This window comes from Corynebacterium neomassiliense (assembly GCF_900626215.1).
Taxonomy (GTDB): domain Bacteria; phylum Actinomycetota; class Actinomycetes; order Mycobacteriales; family Mycobacteriaceae; genus Corynebacterium; species Corynebacterium neomassiliense.
Window position 1 is genome coordinate 2,542,853 of the sequence record NZ_LR131106.1, and the last position, 24,791, is coordinate 2,567,643.

18 protein-coding genes are annotated in these 24,791 nt (G+C 68.0%); 13 read left to right on the forward strand and 5 right to left on the reverse strand.

Features of this window, described 5'->3' with window-relative positions:
* The first annotated feature begins 821 nt into the window (after positions 1–821).
* From E0E18_RS11115 to E0E18_RS11165, 10 genes are all read left to right on the forward strand, one after another.
* Complete coding sequence (locus E0E18_RS11115; protein ID WP_066586769.1) at positions 822–2,510, forward strand: nitrite/sulfite reductase; 1,689 nt, start codon at positions 822–824, stop codon at positions 2,508–2,510.
* Between the two features lie 213 nt (positions 2,511–2,723).
* Positions 2,724–4,427 carry an ABC transporter transmembrane domain-containing protein gene (locus E0E18_RS11125; protein ID WP_130840862.1) on the forward strand — a complete coding sequence of 568 codons (1,704 nt, stop codon included), beginning with the start codon at positions 2,724–2,726 and terminating at the stop codon, positions 4,425–4,427.
* A 50-nt stretch (positions 4,428–4,477) separates the two neighbouring features.
* Positions 4,478–6,232 carry an ABC transporter ATP-binding protein gene (locus tag E0E18_RS11130; RefSeq protein ID WP_110482606.1) on the forward strand — a complete coding sequence of 585 codons (1,755 nt, stop codon included), beginning with the start codon at positions 4,478–4,480 and terminating at the stop codon, positions 6,230–6,232.
* 196 nt (positions 6,233–6,428) lie between these two features.
* Positions 6,429–7,262, forward strand: coding sequence for a phosphoadenylyl-sulfate reductase (locus E0E18_RS11135; protein ID WP_110482078.1), 834 nt, complete (start codon positions 6,429–6,431; stop codon positions 7,260–7,262).
* The gene (cysD, locus tag E0E18_RS11140; RefSeq protein WP_202616739.1) at positions 7,244–8,185 is read left to right on the forward strand and encodes a sulfate adenylyltransferase subunit CysD; all 942 of its coding nucleotides are present in this window, start codon (positions 7,244–7,246) and stop codon (positions 8,183–8,185) included. The genes E0E18_RS11135 and cysD overlap by 19 nt, the downstream gene beginning before the upstream one ends.
* Positions 8,185–9,558: a sulfate adenylyltransferase subunit 1 gene (locus E0E18_RS11145; protein WP_130840867.1), complete on the forward strand. Its 1,374-nt coding sequence runs from the start codon at positions 8,185–8,187 to the stop codon at positions 9,556–9,558. The genes cysD and E0E18_RS11145 overlap by 1 nt, the downstream gene beginning before the upstream one ends.
* A 78-nt stretch (positions 9,559–9,636) precedes the next feature.
* Positions 9,637–10,401, forward strand: a complete 765-nt coding sequence (locus E0E18_RS11150; protein WP_227871057.1) for a sirohydrochlorin chelatase — start codon at positions 9,637–9,639, stop codon at positions 10,399–10,401.
* Positions 10,398–11,498, forward strand: a complete 1,101-nt coding sequence (locus E0E18_RS11155) for a sulfite exporter TauE/SafE family protein (protein ID WP_130840869.1) — start codon at positions 10,398–10,400, stop codon at positions 11,496–11,498. The genes E0E18_RS11150 and E0E18_RS11155 overlap by 4 nt, the downstream gene beginning before the upstream one ends.
* Before the next feature lie 99 nt (positions 11,499–11,597).
* Positions 11,598–13,031, forward strand: coding sequence for a phosphate acetyltransferase (gene pta / locus E0E18_RS11160; RefSeq protein ID WP_130840871.1), 1,434 nt, complete (start codon positions 11,598–11,600; stop codon positions 13,029–13,031).
* A gap of 20 nt (positions 13,032–13,051) precedes the next feature.
* Positions 13,052–14,260, forward strand: coding sequence for an acetate kinase (locus E0E18_RS11165; RefSeq protein WP_066586790.1), 1,209 nt, complete (start codon positions 13,052–13,054; stop codon positions 14,258–14,260).
* 36 nt (positions 14,261–14,296) lie between these two features.
* On the opposite strand, the gene E0E18_RS11170 is transcribed toward E0E18_RS11165, so the two are convergent.
* From E0E18_RS11170 to E0E18_RS11180, 3 genes are all read right to left on the reverse strand, one after another.
* Positions 14,297–16,864 carry a serine/threonine protein kinase gene (locus E0E18_RS11170; RefSeq protein ID WP_066589506.1) on the reverse strand — a complete coding sequence of 856 codons (2,568 nt, stop codon included), beginning with the start codon at positions 16,862–16,864 and terminating at the stop codon, positions 14,297–14,299.
* A 77-nt stretch (positions 16,865–16,941) separates the two neighbouring features.
* Positions 16,942–18,054 carry a glutamate ABC transporter substrate-binding protein gene (locus E0E18_RS11175; protein WP_110482070.1) on the reverse strand — a complete coding sequence of 371 codons (1,113 nt, stop codon included), beginning with the start codon at positions 18,052–18,054 and terminating at the stop codon, positions 16,942–16,944.
* The gene (locus E0E18_RS11180; RefSeq protein WP_237559754.1) at positions 18,054–19,499 is read right to left on the reverse strand and encodes an MCP four helix bundle domain-containing protein; all 1,446 of its coding nucleotides are present in this window, start codon (positions 19,497–19,499) and stop codon (positions 18,054–18,056) included. The genes E0E18_RS11175 and E0E18_RS11180 overlap by 1 nt, the downstream gene beginning before the upstream one ends.
* A 53-nt stretch (positions 19,500–19,552) precedes the next feature.
* On the opposite strand from E0E18_RS11180, the gene E0E18_RS11185 reads away from it, so the two are divergent.
* Genes E0E18_RS11185 through E0E18_RS11195 form a run of 3 tightly spaced genes read left to right on the forward strand, consistent with a single transcriptional unit; the run spans position 19,553 to position 22,537 of the window.
* Complete coding sequence (locus E0E18_RS11185) at positions 19,553–20,488, forward strand: ABC transporter ATP-binding protein (RefSeq protein WP_066590231.1); 936 nt, start codon at positions 19,553–19,555, stop codon at positions 20,486–20,488.
* Positions 20,488–21,309 (forward strand): ABC transporter permease subunit, encoded by an 822-nt coding sequence (locus E0E18_RS11190; protein ID WP_130840873.1) that lies wholly within the window; start codon positions 20,488–20,490, stop codon positions 21,307–21,309. Before E0E18_RS11185 ends, E0E18_RS11190 begins: the two co-directional genes overlap by 1 nt.
* A gap of 22 nt (positions 21,310–21,331) precedes the next feature.
* Positions 21,332–22,537, forward strand: a complete 1,206-nt coding sequence (locus E0E18_RS11195; protein ID WP_227871055.1) for a multidrug effflux MFS transporter — start codon at positions 21,332–21,334, stop codon at positions 22,535–22,537.
* A 72-nt stretch (positions 22,538–22,609) separates the two neighbouring features.
* Here E0E18_RS11195 and E0E18_RS11200 read toward each other — a convergent pair whose 3' ends face one another.
* Both E0E18_RS11200 and cls read right to left on the reverse strand, forming a co-directional pair.
* Positions 22,610–23,149, reverse strand: a complete 540-nt coding sequence (locus E0E18_RS11200; protein WP_066590255.1) for a MarR family winged helix-turn-helix transcriptional regulator — start codon at positions 23,147–23,149, stop codon at positions 22,610–22,612.
* A 62-nt stretch (positions 23,150–23,211) separates the two neighbouring features.
* Positions 23,212–24,786 (reverse strand): cardiolipin synthase, encoded by a 1,575-nt coding sequence (cls, locus tag E0E18_RS11205; protein ID WP_078057557.1) that lies wholly within the window; start codon positions 24,784–24,786, stop codon positions 23,212–23,214.
* Positions 24,787–24,791 lie beyond the last annotated feature (5 nt).

Sequence of the window (24,791 nt, forward strand, 5' to 3'; positions counted from 1 at the left end):
GCCGAAGCTACGGCCGCGACAGAGGCTGCTGAGGCTGAGGCGGACAAGGACCCCGGTGACAAGCATCTCGCAGCTGTCGCGCGACGGGCCAGGGCTGCCCAGAAGAAGGCCACCCGTGCGCTGAAGAAGGCCCGGCAGGCTGTTGCGACGGCGGAAGGAGACGCCGACGGAGGTACAGGCAACGGTACCGACGGCGACTCCGCAGTCGACGCGCCCGCTGACGTGGCGTCCCCGGCAACTGCCGGGCCGGATGCCGCTGCGGCCCCGGTCCCACCGGACGCCGCGCCGACCGAGCCCGCAGATTCGACCGCAACCGCCGNGCTGCCGCAGCCGTGGCCGCCGCCGCAGCACTCCACGCCCGGCCACCGGCCCGCCCCCACCTGCCTGCCGGTCAGGCTCTGCCGAACGAACCCGGACAGGAGAGCCAGGCGGCAGGCACCACCCCGGCCACCACCGACGCATCCGCCGCCGCTGTGACAGAGGATGCCGCTGCGACAGAGGACGCCCCGGTGACCGGGGCAGCAGCTGAACCGGACAGTCCGGAAAGCCCGGAAAGCCCGGACAGCCCGGAAGTCACCGCGGCGCGCGAGAACCTGCGAACGGCCGAGGACGCCCGGGACCGGGCTGCCACGGCAACCGCCGCCGCAGAAGCTGCCGCAGAAGCAGACCCCGGCAATGCCACGCTCTTCTCCGCGGCACGCAAGGCCAGGTGGGACGAACTCAAGGCGGGCAAAGCGGTCCAGAAGGCCACCGCAGCACTTGAAGAGGCGCTCGCCGCCGCACCGGCGGCCGGAGCCGCCCGGCCCGCCCCGCCCGCCGGGCTGCCTGCCCCCAGGACACTCACCGACGAGGAGAAGGAGGAACGCCGCGCCCCCAAACCACAGGGCCAGTGGCTCATCGACGGGCACCGTCCCCTCAACGACGACGAACGCATCAAACGGGAGGACGCCGGACTCGCCGTCGCCGACCGGGTGCGGAACATCTACGCCCTCCAGGGATTCGACTCCATCCCGGCAGAGGATCTCGCCCCCCGGTTCAAGTGGATCGGGATGTACACGCAGCGGCGTCAGGACATGGACGGTGAGCAGACCGGCACCCTGTCCAACGCGGAACTGCAGGACCGTTACTTCATGATGCGGATCAGGTTGGACGGCGGGCAGGTCACCCCGCGCCAGCTGCGGGTCATCGGGGAGATCTCCTCCAGGTTCGCCCGCGGTTCCGCCGACTTCACCGACCGCCAGAACATCCAGCTGCACTGGGTGAGGATCGAGGACGTCCCGGAGATCTGGGACAGACTCGCCCAGGTGAACCTGGACACCTTCTTCGGATGCGGCGACGTCCCGCGCGTCATCCTCGGCTCTCCGGTGGCAGGGATCTCCAAGGACGAGATCATCGACGCCACCCCCGCCATCAGGGAAATCAAGGAGAACTGGCTGACACGCGAAGAGTTCGCCAACCTCCCCCGCAAGTTCAAGTCGGCGATCTCCGGCAACCGTCGGCAGGACGTGACCCACGAGATCCAGGACATCTCCTTCATCGGCTCCGAGCACCCGGAGAAAGGCCCCGGCTTCGATGTCTGGGTCGGCGGCGGGCTCTCCACCAACCCGATGCTCTCGCGGCGACTCGGGGTGTGGGTGCCGATCGACCAGGTCCCCGAGGTGTGGGTCGGTGTGGTCCGGATCTTCCGTGACTACGGCTACCGTAAGCTGCGCAACCGTGCCCGTCTGAAGTTCCTCGTCGCCGACTGGGGCATCGAGAAGTTCCGCCGCATCCTCGAGGAGGACTACCTCGGGCACCCGCTCACCGACGGTCCGGCTCCGGAGATCTGGCCGGGCTACCGTGACCACGTGGGAGTCCACGAGCAGAGGAACGGAAGGTTCTACGTCGGTGTCAAGCCCACCGTGGGCCACACCGAAGGCGACCAGCTGCAACGGCTCGCGGACCTCGCCGAGGCCCACGGTGTCTCCCAGCTGCGGACCACCCCTGACAAGGAACTGCTCTTCCTCGACGTGGACGGGGAGGACGTCGACGACCTCGTCGCCGCCCTGGACAGGGAAGGACTGTCTGCCAGGCCGTCCAGCTTCCGGCGCGACATCATCTCCTGCACCGGTCTGGAGTTCTGCAAGCTCGCACTGGTCACGACCAAGGCCCGGGCCATCGAACTCACCGACCAGCTCGAGGAACGTCTCGGAGACCTGGACGTCCCCCTGAAGATCAGTCTCAACGGGTGCCCGAACTCCTGCGCCCGCACACAGGTCGCGGACATCGGTCTGAAGGGCCAGATCGTCACCGACGAGAACGGCAACCGGGTCGAGGGATTCCAGGTGCACCTCGGCGGCGCCCTGGGCATGCACCCCGACTTCGGCAAGAAGCTGCGCGGTCACAAGGTGACCTCCGCCGGTCTGGACGACTACATCGTCCGCGTGGTGGAGCACTACAAGGAGCAGCGCAACGACGGGGAGCAGTTCCGTGACTGGGTGCTGCGGGCGGATGAGGCGGTCCTGCAGTGACGGACGAGACGAACCGGACCATCGGCGGGAAATCCGCCCACCCCAACCCCCGGAGGGCCACCGTGATGAACTGCCCCTACTGCGCATCGGAGAACCTCTGGCCGGATCCGGAGACAGACAACGCATGGCAGTGCAGGGACTGCTGCAGGGTCTTTTCAGTCAAACTGCACGGGCAGTTACCCCGCGGCGTGTAGAGCGGTAGCCTCGGAGGTCATGGCGCAGCGCGACGGACAGGAACGACACCCCCGGCACGACCCCCGGCAGGACCGTCACGACGGGTCCGTCAGTTCGGGCAGGCTCAGCGTCCGGGTGTCCCGGCTGCCGGAGCCCACGGATCCGCACTGGCTGTTCAAGGTGGCGTTCTCGCAACGGCCCCGGCAGTTCCTCGCCTCGGGCGGGATGCTCCTCGGGTTCATCTGCAACGCGACCACCTCGGTGATCGTCGGACGGGCCATCGACGAGGCTGTCGCCACGGGCAGTGTCCGCCAGCTCCTTGTCTGGCTCGGCGCCCTCGTCGCCCTGTTCTGTCTCAACGGGGTGGCCGTCTGGTTCGGACGCCGTTACCTGGAGATGATCCTCCAGCAGCTCAGCCATGACCTGCGCACGGCGGTCACCGACCGCATCCAGGATCCGCGCGGGGTCGGTGTGCCGGCCGGAGGTGCCGGAGTGGAACGTACTGCCGGGGGGCTGTTGTCGGTGGCGAGCACCGACGCCAACAAGGCCGCCGAGATCGTGGTGATGACCGTCTTCCCCGTCGCGGAGCTCGGTTCGATACTCTATGTCGCCGCAGTTGTGCTCACCGTGGACTGGCGTCTCGGACTGGCGGTTCTTCTGGGTGCCCCCGCTGTGGTCCTGCTGTCGGTGCGTGCGGCCCGCCCGCTGCGTGCCCGGGCTGGTGCCCGTCAGACGGCTCTCGCACGCACGGCGGCGGTGGCCACCGACGCGGTGCGTGGTCTGCGGATCATCAAGGGTCTCGGCGTGGTCTCCACGATGCGGGACAGGTACCGGGGTCACTCGGACCGGGCCTACCGGGCGACGGTCGCGGCCAACGCGGCCGAAGCCCGTCTGACGGCGAGTACCCAGTCCATCGGCGCGGTCTACGTCGTCGCGGTCGGCGTCGCCGCCGGGTGGCTGGCCCTCCACGACGGTCTGACTGTCGGTCAGCTGATCACCGTCGTCGGCCTGTCCCAGTACGTGGTCCACCCGATGACCATGCTCGGGCGGAACTTCGCCACCCGGGTCGCGGTGTCCGCGGCGTCCGGTCGGAGGGTCGTCAGCGTGCTCACCGCACCGTACGTCACCGTGGGGGAGGCGTCGGAGTCCGCCACCTCGGCGGTGCTTGACGCGGTCCCCACTGGTCTCACGGTGGTCCGCGGAACGGGCCGGTCGACCAGGTTGGCCGATGCCCTGCAGCATCTGCCCCGCAACCGGGTCATCGTGGCCCCGCACACCGCGGACCTGTTCGACGGATCGCTGCGTGACAATGTTCACCCGGACCCGGAGGTGGCGGACGCCGCGCTCGTCCTCGCCGACTGTGCGGACATTCCCGGCGGACCCGACCGTCCGGTGGGTGAGGGGGGACACGGACTGTCGGGTGGTCAACGGCAGCGTGTAGCCCTGGCCAGGGCCCTGGCCGCCGACCCGGAGCTACTCGTGCTCACGGACCCGACCACCGCGGTGGACTCGGTGACCGAACAGCACATCGCCGAACGTGTCGCCGCCCGCTACAACGGCACCGGGCGCCGTCTGCTGGTGCTCAGTGACGCGCCGGCGTGGCAGGTGGTCGCCACCACACGGTGGGACGCCGCCGCCGCCGACCGTCTCGCCGACCTTCTCACCGACGGTCTCTCCGGCCGTTTCACCGACACGGTCGAAGGGACCGGCACCGCCGGACGCAGGTCGGGGGTGCAGGCGTGAGTGAACTGCGTCCCTTCCCCCTGGCGACATGGAGCCAGGCCCGCCGGGACATGGCCCGGCAGCTCCGCCGCGTCCCCGGGGCCCGTCGCCAGGCACTCCTCGCCGCGGTGCTGCTGGCGTTCGGGGCGTGGTGCACCGTCTCGGTGCCACGGCTCATGGGCGGCATCGTGGACATCGTCACCGCCGCAGACACGGCCTCCGGCGCCGACGGTGACGCAGCCCTGTGGCGGACCGCCGGGCTGATGGTCGCCGCCGCGGTGGGCGCCGGTGTCGCTGACGGTGCCGGCTACTTCCTGCTCGCGAGGCTGTCGGAACGCATGATCGCCAATCTCCGTGAGGAGATGGTCGGCACCGCACTCGGACTGCCGATGCACCGGGTGGAGGACGCCGGTACCGGTGACGTCGTGAGCCGCTCGACAGACGACGTCGCCCAGGTCTCCTCGGCGGTGATGGAGGTCATGCCGGTGCTCTCCGGTGCGGTGTTCGTCATTGCGGCGACCGGGGTGGGGCTGCTCAGCGTGGACTGGCGGTTCCTTCTGGTCCTGGTGCTGGTCTCGCCGGTGTACTGGTTCTCCGCCCGCTCCTACCTGCGCCGGGCCCCGCAGCTTTTCGCTGCGGAGCGGGCGTCGATGGGGCTGCGGGCACGCCGGGTCCTCGAGGCCATCCACGGACGCCGTACGGTCCGGGCGTTCCGCATGGAGCAGGAGATGCACGACCGGATCGGGGAGGCGTCCTGGTCGGTGGCGACGAATGCGGTGGCCGCCAACCGTGTCATGGTCACCCTGCTGAACAGGATGCTGGTCGCGGAGCTGGTGATGATCTCCTCGACGGTGCTGCTGGGCTTCTTCCTCGTGGGTCACGGCGTCCTCGGGGTGGGTGCGGTCACCGGCGCGGCGTTGATGGTGATCCGGGTCCGCGGACCGTTGCAGCAGGTCATGAGGGTTCTGGACGCCGCCCAGTCGGGGTATGCGTCACTGGCGAGGATCATCGGGGTCACCGTGGATCCGCCACGGCCGGTTCCGGACGCGGGTGCGCCGGAGCCCCGGGGCGAGATCGTGATGGACGGGGTCGGATTCAGCTACGGGCCGACAGAGGGGGACGGGGCGGGTGACGGTTCCGTGGACTGGGCGGTCGAGGACGTGAGTTTCCGGGTCACCCCCGGCCGAACCGTGGCTCTGGTGGGATCCTCGGGCGCGGGGAAGACCACCGTGGCCACGCTGCTCGCAGGTCTGAGGGAGCCGACCACGGGGGCGGTGACCGTGGACGGGGTACCGGTGACGGAACTGTCCGATGCCGAGCGTGCGGCACGGCTGGCGCTGGTTTCCCAGGAGGTGCATGTCTTCTCGGGGACGTTGCGCGACGACCTGCTGCTCGCGGCACCTGGCGCGGGTGACGGGGAGCTCCGGGACGCCCTGTCCGCGGTGGGGGCACTTGAGTGGGTGGACCGGCTGCCCGACGGACTGGACACTGAGGTCGGCAGCCGTGGTGTGGTCCCTGACCCTGTCGTGTCACAGCAGCTGGCGTTGGCGAGGATCCTGTTGCGTGACCCGAGAGTCGTGGTGCTGGACGAGGCGACCGCGGAGGCGGGGTCCTCCGGGGCACGGGCGCTGGAGGACGCCGCCCGCCGGGTCACCGAGGGGCGGACGGCGTTGACGGTGGCACACCGCCTGGACCAGGCGCGGGAAGCTGACGAGATTCTGGTGATGGAGGACGGGCGGATCATCGAGCGCGGGACCCACGAGGACCTGGTGGCGTCCGGGGGCAGGTACGCCGAGCTGTGGTCGGTGTGGTCCCGGGGGCGGTGACAGACCCCTCTGTCCGGGAGTTTTTTACGCCCTGAACTGAATATACAAATCCAGCTTGTAGGGGTACGGAACTTCCCTGTTGCCCCAGGTGAACCGAGTGGTCTAGTGTGGGGCAGCATTAGACCACTCGGTCTGTTGACGACGGGCCGCGGTGGACGACAGGAAACGCCGAGAAGAGCTTAGGGAAGAGCAGTCAATGACTAACGCGGGCGCAGCCGCCGGCATCACGGCGCTGACCGGTCTTGTGGGACCCGGGATCACCGGTGCAACCCCGGACAGGCCCCTGAAGGACCCGGAGGTCAGTCCCGCCGGCGCGCCGACGACAACCACTCACCTCAGTGCCGAGCAGAGCGCGGTACACCGGGCGCTGGTGGACGAATGGAACCCACGCCTGGAGGGAAAAACCGCCGAAGAGATCCTCGACTGGGTCAACACGTACGTCACCGGAACCGTCGCCGTGACCATGTCCATGCAGGACACGGTGCTGGCGGAACTGGTGCAGGACCGGGTGCACGACGCCGACCTGGTGTTCCTCGACACCGGCTACCACTTCGACGAGACCTACGAGGTGGCCCGGAAGGTCGATGAACGCTACCGCCTGCCGTTGAAGACCGTGGAACCCGTGCTCACGGTCGCCGAACAGGACCGTGAGTACGGGGCGAACCTCTACCGGTCGAACCCCACGGCCTGCTGCAGGATGCGCAAGGTGGAACCCCTCGCACGCATGCTCAACCCCTACGAGGCCTGGATCTCCGGGGTGAAGCGGGTCGACAGCGAGCTGCGGAAGAACACCCCTGTCCTCGACGTCGACCGCACCGGGCGTCTGAAGATCAACCCGATCGTCGCCTGGACCGACCAGGACGTCGAGGACTACATCGAGGAACACGACCTCATCATCAACCCGTTGACCAGGCAGGGCTACCCCTCCATCGGCTGTGCCACCTGCACTCTCCCCGTCGCCCCCGGCGAAGACCCCCGTTCCGGCCGCTGGGCCGGCTCCACCAAGACAGAATGCGGACTCCACCTGTGACCACTGCAACCACCGAAAAGAACCAGAAGAAGCTCAGCCCCCACCTCGCCAGCCTGGAGGCCGAGGCCATCGAGATCCCCCGGGAAGTCGCCGGCCAGTTCGACCGGCCGGGTCTCCTGTTCTCCTCCGGCAAAGACTCCGTCGTCGTCCTCGAACTCGCGAAGCGGGCATTCGCCCCGGCAGCGGTCCCCTTCGAGCTGATCCACGTCGACACCGGCCACAACTTCCCGGAGGTCATCGAGTTCCGGGACCGCGTCGCCGCCGACCCCCGGATCAGCCTGCATGTCGCGCTGGTGCAGGACTGGATCGACTCCGGAGCGGTCCAGGAACGCCCCGACGGGACCCGCAACCCGCTGCAGACCGTCCCGCTGGTCGAGACGATCCAGAACCGGGGCTATGACGCCGTGATCGGTGGCGCCCGGCGCGACGAGGAGAAGGCCCGGGCCAAGGAGCGCGTTTTCTCGGTGCGTGACTCCTTCGGAGGATGGAATCCCCGGCGTCAGCGTCCGGAACTGTGGGGGCTGTACAACGGCCGCCACCAGGCCGGCGAGAACATCCGGGTCTTCCCGATCTCGAACTGGACCGAGGCGGACATCTGGGAGTACATCCGCGACCGCGACGTGGAGATCCCGCAGATCTACTACGCCCACCGCCGCGAGGTCTTCAACCGCAACGGCATGTGGCTGACCGCCGGCGACTGGGGCGGCCCGAAGGAGGGGGAGACCGTGGAGACCAGGACGGTGCGCTACCGCACTGTCGGGGACATGTCCTGCACCGGTGCCGTGCTCTCCGAGGCTGCGACGGTCGACGAAGTCATCGAGGAGATCAGGTCCTCGACCACCACTGAGCGGGGTGCGACCCGCGCCGACGACAAACTCTCCGAGTCCTCCATGGAGGACCGCAAGAAGGAAGGCTACTTCTGATGACCGCCGCAACCACCGCAGCAACCGTGGCCACTGACGGTGCCGCCGACCGGGATTCCGGTGTGGGAACCGACCTGTCGGAGACCACCGCACTGCCGACCCTGCGGCTGTGCACCGCGGGTTCCGTCGACGACGGGAAGTCCACCTTCGTCGGCCGTCTGCTCCACGACACGAAGTCGATCCTGGCCGACCAGTTCGAGGCGGTGCGGCGGGTGTCCGCCGCGCGCGGCCTGGAGAACCCGGACCTGTCCCTGCTCGTCGACGGTCTGCGCGCCGAGCGTGAGCAGGGAATCACCATCGACGTCGCCTACCGCTACTTCGCCACGGACCGGCGTTCGTTCATTCTGGCGGACTGCCCCGGGCATGTGCAGTACACCCGAAACACCGTGACCGGGCTGTCGACCTCTGAACTGGTCATCGTGCTCATTGACGCGCGCAACGGTGTGATCGAACAAACCCGCCGGCATCTGACCGTTGCAGCGATGATGCGGACCTCCCATGTCGTCGTCGCAGTGAACAAGATCGACGCCGTGGACTTCTCCGAGGAGGTGTTCGGCAGGATCGCCGCCGACGTCAGGGAACTGGCGACGGAGCTGGGTCTGCCGAAGGTCGACATCGTCCCGACCTCGGCCCTGCTGGGTGACAACGTCGTCACCAGGTCGGAGAACACGCCCTGGTACGGCGGCCCCTCGGTCCTGGAGATCCTGGAGACCGCCCGGCCCGCCCGGGTCAACGCGGGCCGGGAGCGGGGACTCCGCTTCCCCGTGCAGGTGGTCATCCGTGACCACGCCTCCGACTACCGGGGCTACGCCGGACGACTGACCTCCGGGTCGGTCTCTGTCGGGGACACCGTCACTGTCGGCGGAGCCGGCGGACGCACCACCACCGTCGTCGGCATCGACGGTCCCGGTGGCGCGCAGGACCGGGCCGTCCGCGGGGAGTCGGTGACCCTCCGCCTGGCCGATGACATCGACATCGCCCGCGGTGACCTCATCGCCACCGGGATCGAGGGGGACCCGCTCCCCGCCCCGGTGAGCACGTTCAGCGCACTGGTGTTCCATCTTGCGGAGTCGCCGGTGCGTGTGCGCGGCAATGTTCTTCTGCGGTACGGGACCTCCCTGGTCAGGGCGCGGGTCGACGAGATTGTCCGCAGGGTCGACATCCTCGGCGGGGAGTCCGCCGACCGTGGTGACGACCCGACCCTGCAGCTCAACGACATTGCCGAGGTCCGGGTCACCGTGGCGGAGCCGCTTCCGGTCGAGGAGTACCGGCGGGGTGGACGGGTCGGGTCCTTCCTCCTGGTCAGCCCCGGGGACGGGGACACCCTCACCGCCGGACTGGTCAGCGACACCGGGGACCGGTCGGGACAGTAGCGGCGGCACAGGCGGCGACGGCCGCACAGGTGGCACAGGCGGCGACGACAGCCGGACCGGGAATACAGGAGGAGACAGGTGCCAGCAACTCTGGCGAAAGACGGCACGGACGCGACCCCGGTGATCTGTCTGGCACACGGGTCCCGGCATCCGGAGGCGGATGCCGCGGTGGCCAGGATCGCTGATGCGGTGGGTGAGTCCACCGGGGTGCCGGCACGGGCCGCCTACCTCGACTTCTCACCGCTGACCTTCGGCGCTGTCGCCCGTGACCTCGCTGAGGCAGGGTACCGGCAGGTCACCGTGGTACCGATGTTGTTCACCCGGGCCTACCATCTCAACAATGATGTCCCGGAGGTTCTCGGGGAGGCCGCCAGGGAGACCGGGCTGGAGTTCCGGCTCGCCGACGGTCCCGGTACCGGTGACGATGTCGCCGCACTCCTGGCGTCCCGCATCCCCCGGGGCACCCGGCGTTACATCCTGTACTCCGTGGGCTCCTCGGTGGCGGGTGCCAACGAGACTGTCGCCGGTCTCGCCGTGAGGGCGGGCAACCTGGCAGGCCTGGAAGACGGAGATGTCGTGGCACTCACCGCCACCGGCCCCGGGAACACCGGCCCCGCGGCTCTCCTCGCGGCAGTGGAGCAGGCCGCCGGCTCCTCCGCCGCTCCCGTGCACGTGGCACCTCTGTTCACGTCCCCGGGGACCCTGTGGGACGCCGCGGTGGATGTCCTCCACGGACTGCCGCGGGACATCCCGGTCACCACCGGTGTCCCACTGGACACCGCCGTTGTACCGGTCGTCCTCGACAGGGTCAGGGCCGCCTGGGCCGGGAGGCCGCGGGAATGAAACTTCTCCTCTTCGCTGTGGCAGGTCTGCTGGCACAGCTGGTCGACGGCGCCCTGGGCATGGCCTTCGGGATCACCGCGACGACGGCGCTGATCCTGTCCGGTGCGGCACCGGCGCAGGCGAGCGCGGCTGTGCACTTCGCCGAGGTGGGTACGACCCTGTTCTCGGGACTGGCTCACTGGCGGCTGCGCAATGTCCACTGGCCTACCGTGCTGTGCCTCGGTGTCCCTGGGGCGGTGGGGGCGTTCGCCGGGGCGACCGTCCTGTCGGGGATGTCAGGCGAGGCCGCTGAACCCGTCGTCTCCTGCCTGCTGCTTCTCCTCGGAGCGTACGTACTTGTCCGCAGCATCGCCCTGCCCTGGAGGGAGACACCGGAGAGGGCGGAGAAGAGGGCACGCCGGCACAGCGGCGGGGACAGTGGGGAACTGGCCGGGAATGTGGCCGGGGATCTGGCCGGGGAGTCGTCCGCAGAGCCGACCGCTGAGCGGCACCACCGGGACCGGCGACGCCTGGGACTGGTGGCACTCGGTCTGGGCGGCGGATTCCTCGACGCCACCGGTGGCGGCGGTTGGGGACCGGTGACCACCTCGACACTGCTGAGTGTGGGACGCCGGGAACCGCGGCTGATCATCGGAACGGTGAACACCGCCGAGTTCCTTGTCGCGGTGTCGGCGTCGCTGGGCTTCCTGTTCGGTCTGGAGCAGGTCCACGGCTCATGGCAGCCGGTGGTCGGTCTGCTCGTCGGCGGTGCGCTCGGTGCACCGGTCGCGGCCTGGGTGGTCACAGTCGTGAGACCTGACATTCTGGGTGGACTGGTCGGTGCGCTGCTCGTCGTCCTCAACGGGATCCGTGTCGTGGAGTCCGCGGGTGTTCCGGGGGCACTGCTCGTGGCGGCGCTGGCCGTTCCTCTCAGCGTGCTGGTCGCCGTGACCGCGGTCCGCGCGTTCCGCCGTCGTGGTCGCGAGGGTCGCGAGGGTCGCGAGGGTCGTGGCGGTAGCGACGGCCACACCGGTGCCGGTGGCGTCGCGGCAGACCGTCCCGGCGAGGTTGTGGATAACGCGGGTGCCCCCGCGAGCGGGGCTTTCACCACAGGTTAGAGCCTGTTTGCCCGTGCCCGAAAATGTGGCGTTGGTCACCGCTTGTGGTTCGGTGCACAATAGTAAGGTCCGTGTAGACCACACCACACAGGAGATTCCGTGACAGTTCGCGCCGTGCTCAGTCCGATCGCCGCCGCAGCAGGCCGCCGAAGGGAGCTGCTCAGCACCCTGGGAGCCGTTGACGGTCCCGATGTCGGAACCGTCACCGACATCTTCGACACGCTCCGCCCCGCAGCACCGGATTTCAGTGCCGCCCTGGACGTCGCCCTCGACACCGACGGAGGAGTGCTCGTCGCCACCGGCGAGCCGATGTTCGACTCCCGCCTCGCTGCGGCGGTGGGTGCACCACAGTTCCTCGTCGCCGCCGGCGAACAGGACCACCTCCAGCTCCAGCAGGTGTCCGGACAGCTCGTCCGGGTCGGTCGCATCCCCCGCGGCATCGCACTGATGGACGGCTCCCACGGCGGGTCCGCACTCGAGGCGGAGGGGGAGGCGATCGCCTTCACCGAGCTGGACAGGCTGGACAACGCCGACCCCTCCACACCGGTCGTCGGCCCGGAGGTCTTCGAACGCAACCTCATCATCCAGGCCCGCGCCGCGTCCGCGCACATCGTGTTGCCCGAGGGTGATGACGACCGTATCCTCACCGCCGCCCACCAGCTGCTCGCGAAGAAGGTCTGCGACCTCACCATCCTCGGCGACCCGTCCGGTATCGCCGCCCGCGGCCACGAGCTCGGACTCGACCTGTCGGGTGCCACGTTGACCGACCCGACGAAGGGGGACGACCTTGAACGGTTCGCCGCCGAGTTCGCCGAACTCCGGCGGGCCAAGGGAGTCACCCTCGACGAGGCACGGGAGACGATGAAGGACATCAGCTACTACGCGACGATGATGATCCATCTCGGACTGGCCGACGGCATGGTCTCCGGTGCCGCCCACACCACCGCGCACACCATCAGGCCCAGCTTCCAGATCATCAAGACTGTTCCCGAGGCGTCCATCGTCTCCTCGATCTTCCTCATGGTCATGGACGGCGTCCTCTGGGCCTTCGGCGACTGCGCCGTGAACCCGGACCCCACCCCGGCCCAGTTGGCGGAGATCGCCGTGGTCTCGGCGAAGACCGCCGCACAGTTCGGCATCGACCCCAGGGTCGCGATGCTCTCCTACTCCACCGGATCCTCCGGGTCAGGTGCGGACGTGGAGGCTGTCGCCGAAGCGGTCTCGCTGGCACATTCCGCGGCACCGGACCTCAGCATCGACGGCCCGCTCCAGTTCGACGCCGCGGTCGTCGAGTCCGTCGGACAGAAGAAACTCCCGGGTTCCACTGTCGCCGGCCACGCCAACGTCTTCGTCTTCCCGGACCTGAACAGCGGGAACATCACCTACAAGGCCGTGCAGCGCACCGCTGACGCCCTGGCGGTCGGCCCGATTCTCCAGGGACTCAACAAGCCCGTCAACGACCTGTCCCGCGGGGCCACGGTCGCGGACATCGTCAACACCGTCGCGATCACCGCCATCCAGGCCGGCAACTAACCGAAAGGTCACCCACAACCATGACGCAGCACATCCTGGTCCTGAACTCCGGCTCCTCCTCCATCAAGTTCCAGGTCCTCGACCTTGAGGCCGAGCACCCGGACGTCCCTTTCCTCTCCGGACTGGTCGAGCAGATCGGTGAGTCCCGCGGTCACATCCGGATCGTCACCGAGAACAACACCATCGAGGACCGGCGCCCGATCCTCAGCCACTCGGTCGGCCTGGAACGTGCCTTCGGCATGATGTCCCTGCTGGGGGTCGGCCCGCAGGACCTTGACGTCCACGCTGTCGGCCACCGCGTGGTGCAGGGCGGGTCCATCTTCAACGAACCGGTGATCATCGACGACCGGGTCGCCGAACAGATCGGCTCACTGATCCCCCTGGCCCCGCTGCACAACCCGGCCCACCTCGACGGGATCGAGAACGCCCGGGCACTGCTCCCGGACGTCCCCCATGTCGCGGTGTTCGACACCGCGTTCTTCCACTCGCTGCCGGACGCCGCATCCCGCTACGCTCTCAACCGTGACATCGCCGACCAGTACCATATCCGCAGGTACGGGGCGCACGGAACGAGCCACAAGTACGTCTCCGGTCTGGTGCCCGACATCATCGGCAAGGATCCGCGGGAGGTCAACCAGATCACCCTGCACCTCGGCAACGGTGCGTCGGCGGCGGCGATCAGGGGCGGCAAGGCGATCGACACGTCCATGGGGCTCACCCCGCTGGCAGGCCTGGTCATGGGTACCCGTACCGGCGACATCGACCCCTCCGTCATCTTCCACCTCGTCCGCGAGGCGAAAATGAGCATCGACGAGATCGACACCCTGTTCAACCGCCGTTCCGGTCTCAAGGGCCTCTGCGGCGTCAACGACTTCCGCCTGCTCCAGGAACTCATGAACGAAGGGGAGTCGGACGCCCAGGAAGCCTATGACATCTACGTCCACCGGGTCCGCCAGTACGTCGGTTCCTACATGCTGGAACTGGGACGCCTCGACGCCATCACCTTCACCGCCGGAGTCGGGGAGAACCATGTCGGCATCCGCAGGGACACCATGGCCAACCTGGAGAACTTCGGGATCATCATCGATGACGCCAGGAACAACAACGAAGCAGGGGTGAAGGGAGCCCGCCTCATCTCCACCGACGATTCCGAGGTGAAGGTGCTCGTCGTCCCGACGAACGAGGAGCTCGCCATCGCGCGTGCCGCGGCGGAGCTCGCTGACAGCTAGAACCGCCTGACGGCCCCGACAGGAGAGGGCACCGGGTCAGAACCAGGTCCGTGGGCGGATCCTGTTGGCCATGTCGACAAGCCGGAAACGGTGCCTGGCGAACGGTGACTGCCGGGCAAGCTCACGCAGTCCCCGCTCCAGGCCCGTCCGCAGCCCCCGTTCAGTGAAGTCGACGTCGAACAGCTGTCCCGGTCCGACCGTCACCGGCCGGCCCGAGGACTCCCGGTCACGCAACCAGTCCAGGGCGGCGGAGAGGACCGCGATCCGCAGCTGGGGGATCCGCGGCTCCGTCGTCGGGAGAAGCTCCAGGCGCCTGCCCGCCCGTCGGATACGGGACTCGTTGAGCGCCTTACGGTCGGTGATGAACATCAGCACCGTCGTCAGACGGGCGATCTCATGGTGCCGGGAGTTCGCCGGCACCCTGTCCAGTGTCGCGACCGCGGCGTCCACCATCCCCTCCGCCTGGAGTTGCCGGGCCATCCCGAACGCCGAGGACACCGTCGTCGGATTCGTCGACCAGACCAGACCGTACAGTCGGAGCGCGTGGAACCGGAGAGCCACCGGATCCAGGGTGAGATGGCTCCAGCTGGGCACCGAGGTCTCCTCGTCAAGGTTCAGTCCCTGCTGGTACGTCAGCGCCATCGCCGAGCGCCGGATGTCGGCGTCCAGCAGCCCCACGGTGTTGACCCCTTGGGCCTGCAGCAGCAGTTCATCGGTAGCTGCCAGTGCAAGTTTCGGGGCCGGTTCACCGGGAAGAATGTTCAGCACCGTGTTGAAGTACCTCTGGGCGCTCACGAAATCACCGTTGAGCAGGGCACACACCCCCGACAGCCACTGGTGACGCCAGTCGCGGCGGGCAGTGGCGTCCATGTCCCTCAGGATGGTCTCCGCCTCCGCGGTCATCCCCAGGTCGAGCTGGGCGCGGACCAGGGTCAACGGGATCTCCCGGGAATTCTCGAAACCCGGCTGGTCCATCGCGGTGGACAGGGTGTCGATGATCTCGCCCGGCTCTGTCAGGCTCGCCGCCGACAACAGGGCGGCGCCGGGGTCCGCAGGATCCGTCAACGGGATGGGGAGAGCGGCCACGACCTCCGGGGCGGTGATCTCCACCGAGCGTTCGATTCCGTCCAGGAGCTGGTCGGTGCGGAACAGCAGGTGGTTCGTGCCGAACGTGGACCTCTGGGCGGTGAACCGGGTGGCGGTGTGCGGGTACTGTCTCCCGTCCCTGATGGCCAGCACTTCCCTGAGCACACCGACAAGCTGGTCGCGCAGACTGCGGACCGAAGAGAACCTCACGTCCGGGTCCGGGTCTGTCGCCCGCAGCAGGAGCCGGTACAGCGACAGGTAACGCCGGAACAGCGGCTCATCGTCGGGGGAGGGCAGACCTGGATCGTAGACGCCGTCGGTGACCGGGAGGTTCACCACCAGGCTCGCGAGGGTCCTGCCGACCGTGTAGATGTCGCTGGCGACCGTGGGGCCGGTGCGCGCGATCTCCGGGGCCTGGAAACCCTTCGTGCCGAAAATATGTCCGTACGCCCCGATACCGGTCACCGCGCCGAGGTCGATGAGCTTGACCTGGTCCTCGGTGATGATGATGTTGTCCGGCTTCAGGTCGTTGTAGACGACGCCCCGGGAGTGCAGGTACTCCAGTGCGGGGAGGACGGACAGGATGTACCCGATCGCGACGTCCACGTCGAGGGTGTTTCCCTTCTGCAGACGCCGACGGTCGCGCAGGGAGGGCCCACCGACGTACTCCATGACGATGAAACCGCCGGGACTGCGCGGATCGTCGATGAAGTTGAAGATCTTCACGATTCCCGGGTGGGTGATGTCGGCGAGGAAGGCCCGCTCCGATTCCGCGACAGCCCGTTCCTGGCGGGTCACCGTCGCCATCATGCCCTTGAGGACCACCCACCTGTCGGAGACGTTGTGGTCCAGCGCCAGGTAGATCCATCCCATCCCGCCGTGGGCGATGGGACCGATCACCTCGTACTGCCCGGCGACGATGTCACCGGCGGACAGGGTCGGTGCTTCGGTGCCCTTCGCGATCTCCTCCGCCGGGTCGATCACCGCCCTGGCAGGGTCGGTCGGCGGTATGAACGGCAGGCGGACCATGCCTCCGGCGACATCTGCCCCGGCCCGGGAGGTGCCACGGCGTCGACGGAAGGTGGAGAGGGCCTCCAGCCGGCTGCGCTCCCCGGCGTCGCGGGTCGTTGTCGCGTCGGTGCCCGCTCCCGTCGGGGTCTGGTCGTCACTGTCCTCGGCAAAAGGATCGAAAGGTGTCGCAGACGTTCCCGCGTCACCGTCTGAGGTAGTCGGGCCGGGGGTCCGTGCGGTTGCACCGTCGGTCGCTCTCTCGGCAGTCCTGTCGGCGGACACGGTGACGCTGTCGGTGCTGCTGTCGGTGCCGCCGTTGCCGCCGCTCCCGCTGTCATTTCCGGTGCCCGTGCCCGCGGTTCCACCTCCCGCCATAAGGTCGGCGATGTCGATCTCGGGTTCGTCGTCATCGTCGGCGAAAGGATCGAAGACGACCGCTTCAGTACCCGGCCCAGTCACAGGCCCGGTGTGCCCGTCCGACGGACCTGCCCCGGAGCCCTGCGTCATCCCGGAGTCGTCCCGGCCGTCGTCTCCGGAGCCCCCGTTCGCCCGGTCATCCCCGTTCGCCCGGTTCTTCCTGTCCTTCACTGTCGGTTCCCCTCGCTCTGCGGTACGTCGGCGGTGGTGGCAGGTGCGCCGGACCCGCCGGGCTCATCTGACGGAGGCGTCCTGCGTGCGGCGAGCCGGATGTCCCTCAGTTCCTCCGACTCCTCCGCACTCCGGTACTCCGCCTCCGGCTGCACCGCGGCACCCATGAACGGTGCGAGCCACCTGTTGTAGCTGCGGGTCCAGGAACCGTCACCCCGCATACGTTCCAGTGTCGCATTGACCTGGCGGACCAGCCCTTCGGTGTCCCGCACCGTCGACGGGGCGACAGCCACCCCGTAGACATCGGAGGAGCCGTCGGTCGCGATGAGCTCGGTGTTGGGGTCCTGGGCACGCAGCCCCGACAGCACCGGGGAATCGGAGAAGATGGCGTCCACCTGTCCGTGCTGCATGGCCATGAGACAGTCCGTCCAGGTCTGCGTGACGAGCAGGCGACCGTGGGGTATGTCCTGGGACACGGACTGGGCGTTGGTGGTGTTCTCCGCGGTGCACACCGTCCGGTCGGAGAGATCCGCCTCCGAGGTGATCCCGGAGTCCCTGCCGACGAGCAGCCGGGGGGAGACCGTGAGATACGGTTCCGAGAACTCGAGGGTGGCCTGCCTGGTCCGGGTCACCGTCATCGACCGTATGACGATGTCCACGTCACCGTCGTACAGGGCGTCCTCCCGGTCAGCGCCCTCGACGTAGCGGAAATCCACTCTCCCGGGGTCACCGAAGATGTCCCGGGCGATCTCGTGGGCGATGTCCACCTCGAAACCGGCCATGTCCCCGGTGACCGGGTCGCGGAACCCGAGGCGGTTCATCGACTGCGACACGCCGACGATCAGCCGTCCCCTCTCGATGATCTGCGGCACTCTCACCGACGCCGGTTCATCGTCGGGGGCCAGGGAACCGAAGGGGACACCACCGTCGTCCTGGACGGGGCCGGTGTCGCCGCTGACGTACGTCGAACCGGCGGGCAGCGCGAGGGTCGGTTCCGGGGCGTCCGGCCAGCGCTGGACCCCGTCGGAGGCCCCGCAGGCACCGAGCAGGAGCGCCGGGACCAGGAGCAGGCAGGACCCTGCGGCGCGGAGGAGACCGGGGGCAGCCATCACAGGTACTCCTGGAGACGGGGGCGGGTGCCCTGGATGACACAGAGGATCGACAGCAGGGACAGCACCAGCACCAGAAGATTGACCCGGCTGGCGGCGGCACCGGCGTCGGCGAGGTAGTCGCGCAACTGCTCCCGGGAGTTCCCGATGAGCGACTCAAGGTCGTTGTCGAGGGCGGTGAAACTCTCACTGACCCCGTTGTCGTCGTCACCGACGGTCGCCCTGACCGCGGCGGAGTAGTCACCCTGCCGCACCATCGACACCATCTGGGCGTGGGCACTGTCCCAGGTGCGCAACGCCTCCCGTGCCTCGTCGATCCTGGTCCGGCCGTCCTGACCGTCCGCGGCACCACGCAGCTGCTCCAGCTGGGCGTCGATGGAGGCGACCCGGTCGGAGAAACTGTTCTGGTTGTCACTGGTGTAGTCACGCTGCACCAGTCCCAGGACCTCGGTGGACCTCGCCTGCTGGACCTCTATCCTCAGCGAGGTGAGTGTCTGGAGGGGCAGTGACGTCCCGGTCACCCCCCGGGGACCCTCGTGCCAGGTACTGAGGGAGGACACCCCCGCCCACACCAGGGCGACGGACATCAGGACGGTCGCCGTCGCATATCCCACACTGATCCGCCGGTTCGACCACGCAGCCAGCCAGAACTGCGCCACGATGAGCATCAGTACCGCGGCGAGCAGGCCTGACAGGGCGAACCAGCTGGGCCGGGTGAGCCGGTGCTGCTGGGCGACGACGGAGGAACTGGTGCGGTCGTAGAGCTCGGCGGCGGCCGGCAGGAGTTCCTCCTGCATCATCGAGGACGCCTGGGTGATGTACGCGGCACCGAGCGGAAAACCCTGCCGGTTGTTCGCCCCTGCCTCGGTGACCAGGCTGACATAGGAGGGCAGCTTCTCCTGGATCTCCAGGATCAGCGACATCTCCCTGCTCGACGGGTCATCGATACCGTTCGAGGCACGGACCACGGCCCGGGAGGCGGTGTCCAGCGCCCTACGGTAGGGGTCACGGGTGTCCGCAGTCCGGGACGGGTCGGTGAGGAATCCTGTCGTCGCCACCGCGTCCGCGACCGACAGGGAGTTGTAGAGTTCCTGTGCGGCAAATGAGACCGGCTCAGACCTGTTGACCATGGTGCTGAGCTCATCCTGCCTGTCCCCTGAGGACGCGGCCATCGCCCCGCCGGCGGCGAGGATGGCGGCGACGAGGATGACGGAGACCACGGAGAGCAGTCCGGGAGTCGTGGAGATGAACCGGGCGAAACGTTTCGGGGCCTCCACCAGCGGGGTGAAGATATGGAGCCGGCGGGGGCCGTCGGTGGCGGCTTCCTCGTCCATCCAACGGTCGGCGTCCCGGCGCGGCGCCCCGCTGGGCTGCGGGCCCGTGCGGGGTCCGGCACTGGGCTGTGGGTGCGACGTGGGTGGCGTCACCGTCTCCGGCAGGGACATGGTTCCGATGATACTGTCCGGGGCCGGCGGGAGGGATGTGGCACCATGGGACCATGATAGAAGTCCAGTCACTGACCAAGAGATACGGAGCCGCCACTGCGGTCGACGATCTCTCCTTCACGGTTGATTCCGGCATCGTCACCGGTTTCCTCGGACCCAACGGGGCGGGGAAGTCGACCACCATGCGGATGATCACCGGGCTGGACGAACCCACCTCCGGCACCGCGACGATCGACGGCACCAGGTACCGCGACCTGGACCGCCCGTTGACGAAGGTGGGGACGCTGCTGGACGCGAAGTGGGTGCACCCCAACCGTTCCGCGGCGAACCACCTGCGCTGGATCGCAGCGGCCAACGGCATCGGGAGGAACCGGGTCGACGAGGTCCTCGGCCTGGTCGGACTGTCCGATGTCGCAGGTAAGAAGGCGGGCGGGTTCTCACTGGGAATGGGGCAGCGGCTCGGCCTGGCGGCTGCCCTGCTGGGTGACCCGGGAACTCTCATCCTCGACGAGCCGGTCAACGGTCTCGATCCTGAGGGAATCCGGTGGGTCCGTGATTTCGTCCGGCACCTCGCCGCTGAGGGCAGGACCGTTCTGATCAGTTCCCACCTGTTGTCCGAGATGTCGCAGACCGCCGACCGGCTCGTCGTCATCGGCCAGGGCAGACTCGTGGCAGACACCACCACCCGTGACTTCATCAGCAGTTCCTCGGAATCCACCACCGTCGTCCGCTCCGAGCATCTCGACCACCTGGACAAGGCCCTGACCGAGGAGGGTCTGAGGTTCGAACGCTCCACCGACGAGGAGGACCGTCCCGTCCTCGTCGTCCACGGCGCCACCCCCGACGATGTCGGACGTATCGCCTACAGCTACGGTCTCATGGTCCTGGAGCTCACCGAACGTCGTGCATCCCTGGAGGACGCCTTCATGCGGATGACCGGTCACGCCGTGGACTACCAGACCGGCTCACTCCCGGGAGAGGACAACTGATGCTGCTCAACACCGTCCGCGCGGAATGGGTCAAGCTCCGCACCACCCGGAGCCTCTACTGGACCACCGCGCTCATCGTACTGTTCACTCTCGGCTGGGCCCTTCTGATGGGTTACGCCAACGGCTCGACATTCCAGCAGGCCGTCGACGACCGGGACACGAGTCTGCTCACGGCCCTGGGCGATCCCTCGGAACTGTTCACCGTCTCCACCGCGCTGCAGGGACTGCAGTTGTTCGGGACGATGATCGTCATCGTCCAGGCGGTGATCACGGTGACCGGCGAGTACGGCAACGGGACCGCGAAACTGTCCGCTCTCGCCGCGCCGGGCAGGTGGCAGCTGCCGGTGGCGAAGACTGTCGTCTACGGTGCCGTGACGGCCGTCGTCTTCCTTGTCGTGGGTGTCGCCAGTGTCTTTTTCACCGCGATGACCGCGAACATGCAGCTGGACGACAAGTCGCTCACCGACGGACTGTCCCTGGGTGCCGACGGCGCCTGGCGTGCCGTCGGGTTGACCGTCCTGTCCTCGGTACTGGTGGTCATGGTCTCCGTGGGGGTGGGGTACCTGCTGCGCCGCACCGCGGGCGCGGTCGCCCTGCTGATGCTGTGGGTGCTGCTGCTCGAGGACCTCATCGGCGCGATCCCGAAGATCGGCGAACATGTCACCTCGTACCTTCCGTTCAGGAACCTGAACGCCGCGCTGTCCGGGACGCCGATTCCGGACGCGCCGTGGGGTACCACGGGGTCGCTGATCTACTTCATCGTCATCGTTGTCGTGGTCTTCGGCGCGGGAATTGCGGTGTTGAGGCGTCGGGACGTGTGACCGGGGGGTATCCTGGCACCACGTGACTACTTCCCGGCCCGCGTCATCTTCCGCGCCCCGTCCCGCACTTCCCCTGGCGATGCTCGCAGGTATAGCCCTGCTGTCGACTGCCGGGCCGTTCGGCACCGACATGTACCTGCCGAGCCTGCCGGAGATCACCCGGGACCTGGGGACCACCGACTCGGTCACCCAGTTGACCATCACCGGTTTCATGGTCGGCATGGCCCTCGGCCAGCTGGTGATGGGACCGTTGTCGGACAGGGTCGGCCGCCACCGGATGCTGACGGTCGCGACCGTTGTCTGGCTGGCGGCCTCGGTCGTCTGTGCCCTGGCTCCCGGGGTGGGACTGTTCATCGTGGTCCGTTTCCTTCAGGGTGCGGCCGGCGGTACGTGTGTGATGCTGGGGCGGTCGATGATCGCCGACCGGGCCACGGGGTCGGCGGCGGCGAAAGCACTGTCGACGATGATGATCTTCACCGCGGTGGCACCGATCCTCGCCCCGGTGGTGGGTGGTGTCGTCGCCGGCCTGGGCGACTGGCGGACGGTGTTCTGGGTCCTCGCGGCCGTCGGCGCCGTGGAGTTCGTGGTGGCGGTGTTCCTTCCGGAGACCCTGGTGAAGGAGAAGCGGGCGTCAGGTTCACTGTCTGTGGTGTACCGCCGCATGGCCGGCCTGTTCCGTGTCCCGGCGTTCGTGTGTCACCTGGCGGCTTTCGCGGTCGGATTCGGGGTGTTCTTCAGCTTCGTCTCCGGTTCCTCGTTCGTCATGCAGGAGGAGCTCGGACTGTCCTCGACGGGCTTCAGTCTGGTCTTCGCGGGTAATGCCGTGGCCCTGGTGGTCACCAACCTGGTCAATGCGCGGATTGTCGGCAGGTTCGGCCCGGCCGTCCTGCAGCGCACCGGTCACGCCATGCTGGTCACCGGGTCAGTGGCGCTGCTGGTCGTTGCACTCGTTGACCCGTCGTTGCCGGCGGTGGTCGTCTGCACGTTCATCGCGACAATCGGCAACGCCCTGAACATGGGCAACACCACCGCCCTGGCCATGGACCTGAGTCAGGGGCGTGCCGGTGCTGGTTCGGCACTGCTGGGTGCGGGTCAGTTCATCACCGCAGGCACGGTCGCCCCGCTGGTGGGGCTCATGGATGACGGCCTGCTGAACATGGCACTGGTGATGACGGTGTGTGCCGTTGTCGCGGCCGGTGCCGGTGTGCTGGGCCGGCGCCGCGGCTGAGCCCCCGGAGTTCCGCACCGGCGGGCCCCGGTGCCCCTGGCGTCACCCCCGGTGCTCCGGAGGTCGTGGCGGTCAGCGTTGCCGCTGGATGTCCTCGATGAGGCCCTCGGCGGCGACGGAGAGGTTGCGCAGTGCAGGGACGCCACGGCGCAGTTTGGCCAGGTCCCTGCCGTCCATCCTGGTCGCTGCACGGGAGATCAGCAGCGCCCATTCGTCCGTCACCGAGTTCAGCATCTCGATGCCGTCCTCGGACAGGAAAAGGTCCTGTGCGCGGCGGTCCTGGTCATTGGCCCGTCGCAGGACCAGTCCGGAGTTGATCAGCCGGCGCACTGTCGCCGAGACATTCGAGGCGCGCAGGAAACGCAGCCGGGCGATGTCGGAGACACCGCATCCGGGGTGCTGGGAGATGAACTGGAGGACCTCGATCTCCGACTGGGAGATGGAGAGCTTCTGGTTGGGCCGGTCCATGAGCCGGCGCAGGGCGGAGAGGAAGTCGTAGACCGCCGAGGCGATCTCGGTGACGTCGACGTCGGGCAGAATCTCCGGCGCACGGTGTCCGCGTATGGAGCCCCGCGAGTCCTCGTAGAGGTCGTCGACGGTCTCATTGGTCATGGCGGACTCCTTCTCGCAGTTCATTGCACAGCCAAAAGCGGATATCCGCCATTGTAAGACACTCACTGTAGTGCGGAGCTCAGGCGGGCCACGTTATCGACGTAGCGCCGGAGCCGGGGACGCCGGTCCCATTCCTCGGCGGTGAGCTCCACACTGGCCTCCCGGTACTCCGCGGCGAGGTCTTTCATCCTGTGCAGGAGAGTCCCCTCCACCGACATCAGGGTGATCTCGTAGTTCAGTCCGAAAGAGCGCATGTCCATGTTCGACGAGCCGGTGCACACCACCTCGTTGTCGGCGATCATGAACTTGGAGTGCAGGACCGCCGGATACGGGTAGCGCAGGATCCGGATCCCCGCGGACAACAGTTCGGCGTAGTAGGAGGACTGGGCGTGTTCCACGAGGTTCTGGTCGGCTCTCTCCGAGACGAAGAGCTCGACCTCCACACCCCGGTACGCGGCGGTGGTGATCGCCTCCAGCAGTGACTCGTCAGGGATGAAGTAGGGGCTGACAAGGATCAGGTGGGACTTGGCGTGGTGGACCACCGAACTGAACAGCCGGAGGTTGGGTTCGGTGGTGAACCCGGGGCCGGAGGGCACGATCTGCAGCATGTCGCTGCCGGGGTCGGGCACGGCGTCCGGGGAGTTGCCCTTCGGTCCGTTGTCCAGCCACTCGGCGGATTCCGAGGGGGTGAGCAGCGGGAGTTCTTCGCCGCACTCCGTGAACCAGTCCACGGCGAAGACTGAGTTCAGCATGGTGACCACCGGCCCGGTGACCTCGACCATGTTGTCGATCCAGTGACGTCCCTCCCGGACGTTCGCCTTCATCAGGTAGGAGGAGTCGATCATGTTCTGGCTGCCCATGAAGCCGGTGTGCCCGTCGATGACCACCAGCTTGCGGTGGTTGCGCAGGTCGGGTCGGCGGAACCTCCACCGCCACGGCTGCAGCGGCAGCATGACCAGCCATCTCACGCCGATGGCGTCGAGCCGTCGTCCCAGGGTCCGGTAACCGGGGTACTTCCAGCTGCCGACATGGTCGAACATCAGCCTGACGGTGACGCCGCGGTCCACCGCCCGTTCCAGGGCACGGAAGAAGACGTCGGTGGTGCTGTCCCAGGCGGTGATGTAGATCTGCACGTTGACGTAGTGGTCCGCGGTGTCCACCGCCTCGGCCATGCGCCTGATCGAGGCGTTGTAGTCCGAGTGCACGTCGACGACTGTTCCGGTGGTCGCGGGCATGGCGGTGAGCCGTCGGTTCAGGGACACGAGGCTGCGCTGCTCCGGGGTGAGCGTGTGTCCCTCCGGGACATCCGGTTCGTCACGGCTGACGGTGCGGATCAGTTCGTTGGCCCGGTTCTGGATGTGGTGCCGGCGCCGGTTGATGTACGGCGAACCGATGAGCATGAACAGGATGATGCCGACGAAAGGCATGAGGAAGATGGCGAGCAGCCACGCCATCGCACTGGTCGGTTTGCGCTGGGACGGCACATAGCCCAGCGCGATGATCTTCAGGGAGTAGTCCAGGGCCACCAGCATCCACGCCCACCACGCCATACCTTCGGTCACGAGTGTGCCGAGGAAGGAGAACCCGAAACCGTCGGGGGTGATGAAGCTCCACGCTGAGTGCAGATCGTCCCACATGCCGC

Coding starts and splice junctions, on each gene's coding strand:
- cysD (WP_202616739.1), top strand. CDS start 7,244: ATGCGGACTCCACCTGTGACCACTGCAACCACCGAAAAGAACCAGAAG.
- E0E18_RS11165 (WP_066586790.1), top strand. CDS start 13,052: ATGACGCAGCACATCCTGGTCCTGAACTCCGGCTCCTCCTCCATCAAG.
- E0E18_RS11180 (WP_237559754.1), bottom strand. CDS start 19,499: ATGTCCCTGCCGGAGACGGTGACGCCACCCACGTCGCACCCACAGCCC.
- E0E18_RS11125 (WP_130840862.1), top strand. CDS start 2,724: ATGGCGCAGCGCGACGGACAGGAACGACACCCCCGGCACGACCCCCGG.
- E0E18_RS11200 (WP_066590255.1), bottom strand. CDS start 23,149: ATGACCAATGAGACCGTCGACGACCTCTACGAGGACTCGCGGGGCTCC.
- E0E18_RS11175 (WP_110482070.1), bottom strand. CDS start 18,054: ATGGCTGCCCCCGGTCTCCTCCGCGCCGCAGGGTCCTGCCTGCTCCTG.
- E0E18_RS11190 (WP_130840873.1), top strand. CDS start 20,488: ATGCTGCTCAACACCGTCCGCGCGGAATGGGTCAAGCTCCGCACCACC.
- E0E18_RS11185 (WP_066590231.1), top strand. CDS start 19,553: ATGATAGAAGTCCAGTCACTGACCAAGAGATACGGAGCCGCCACTGCG.
- E0E18_RS11170 (WP_066589506.1), bottom strand. CDS start 16,864: ATGACGCAGGGCTCCGGGGCAGGTCCGTCGGACGGGCACACCGGGCCT.
- E0E18_RS11145 (WP_130840867.1), top strand. CDS start 8,185: ATGACCGCCGCAACCACCGCAGCAACCGTGGCCACTGACGGTGCCGCC.
- E0E18_RS11135 (WP_110482078.1), top strand. CDS start 6,429: ATGACTAACGCGGGCGCAGCCGCCGGCATCACGGCGCTGACCGGTCTT.
- E0E18_RS11130 (WP_110482606.1), top strand. CDS start 4,478: ATGGCCCGGCAGCTCCGCCGCGTCCCCGGGGCCCGTCGCCAGGCACTC.
- cls (WP_078057557.1), bottom strand. CDS start 24,786: ATGTGGGACGATCTGCACTCAGCGTGGAGCTTCATCACCCCCGACGGT.
- E0E18_RS11155 (WP_130840869.1), top strand. CDS start 10,398: ATGAAACTTCTCCTCTTCGCTGTGGCAGGTCTGCTGGCACAGCTGGTC.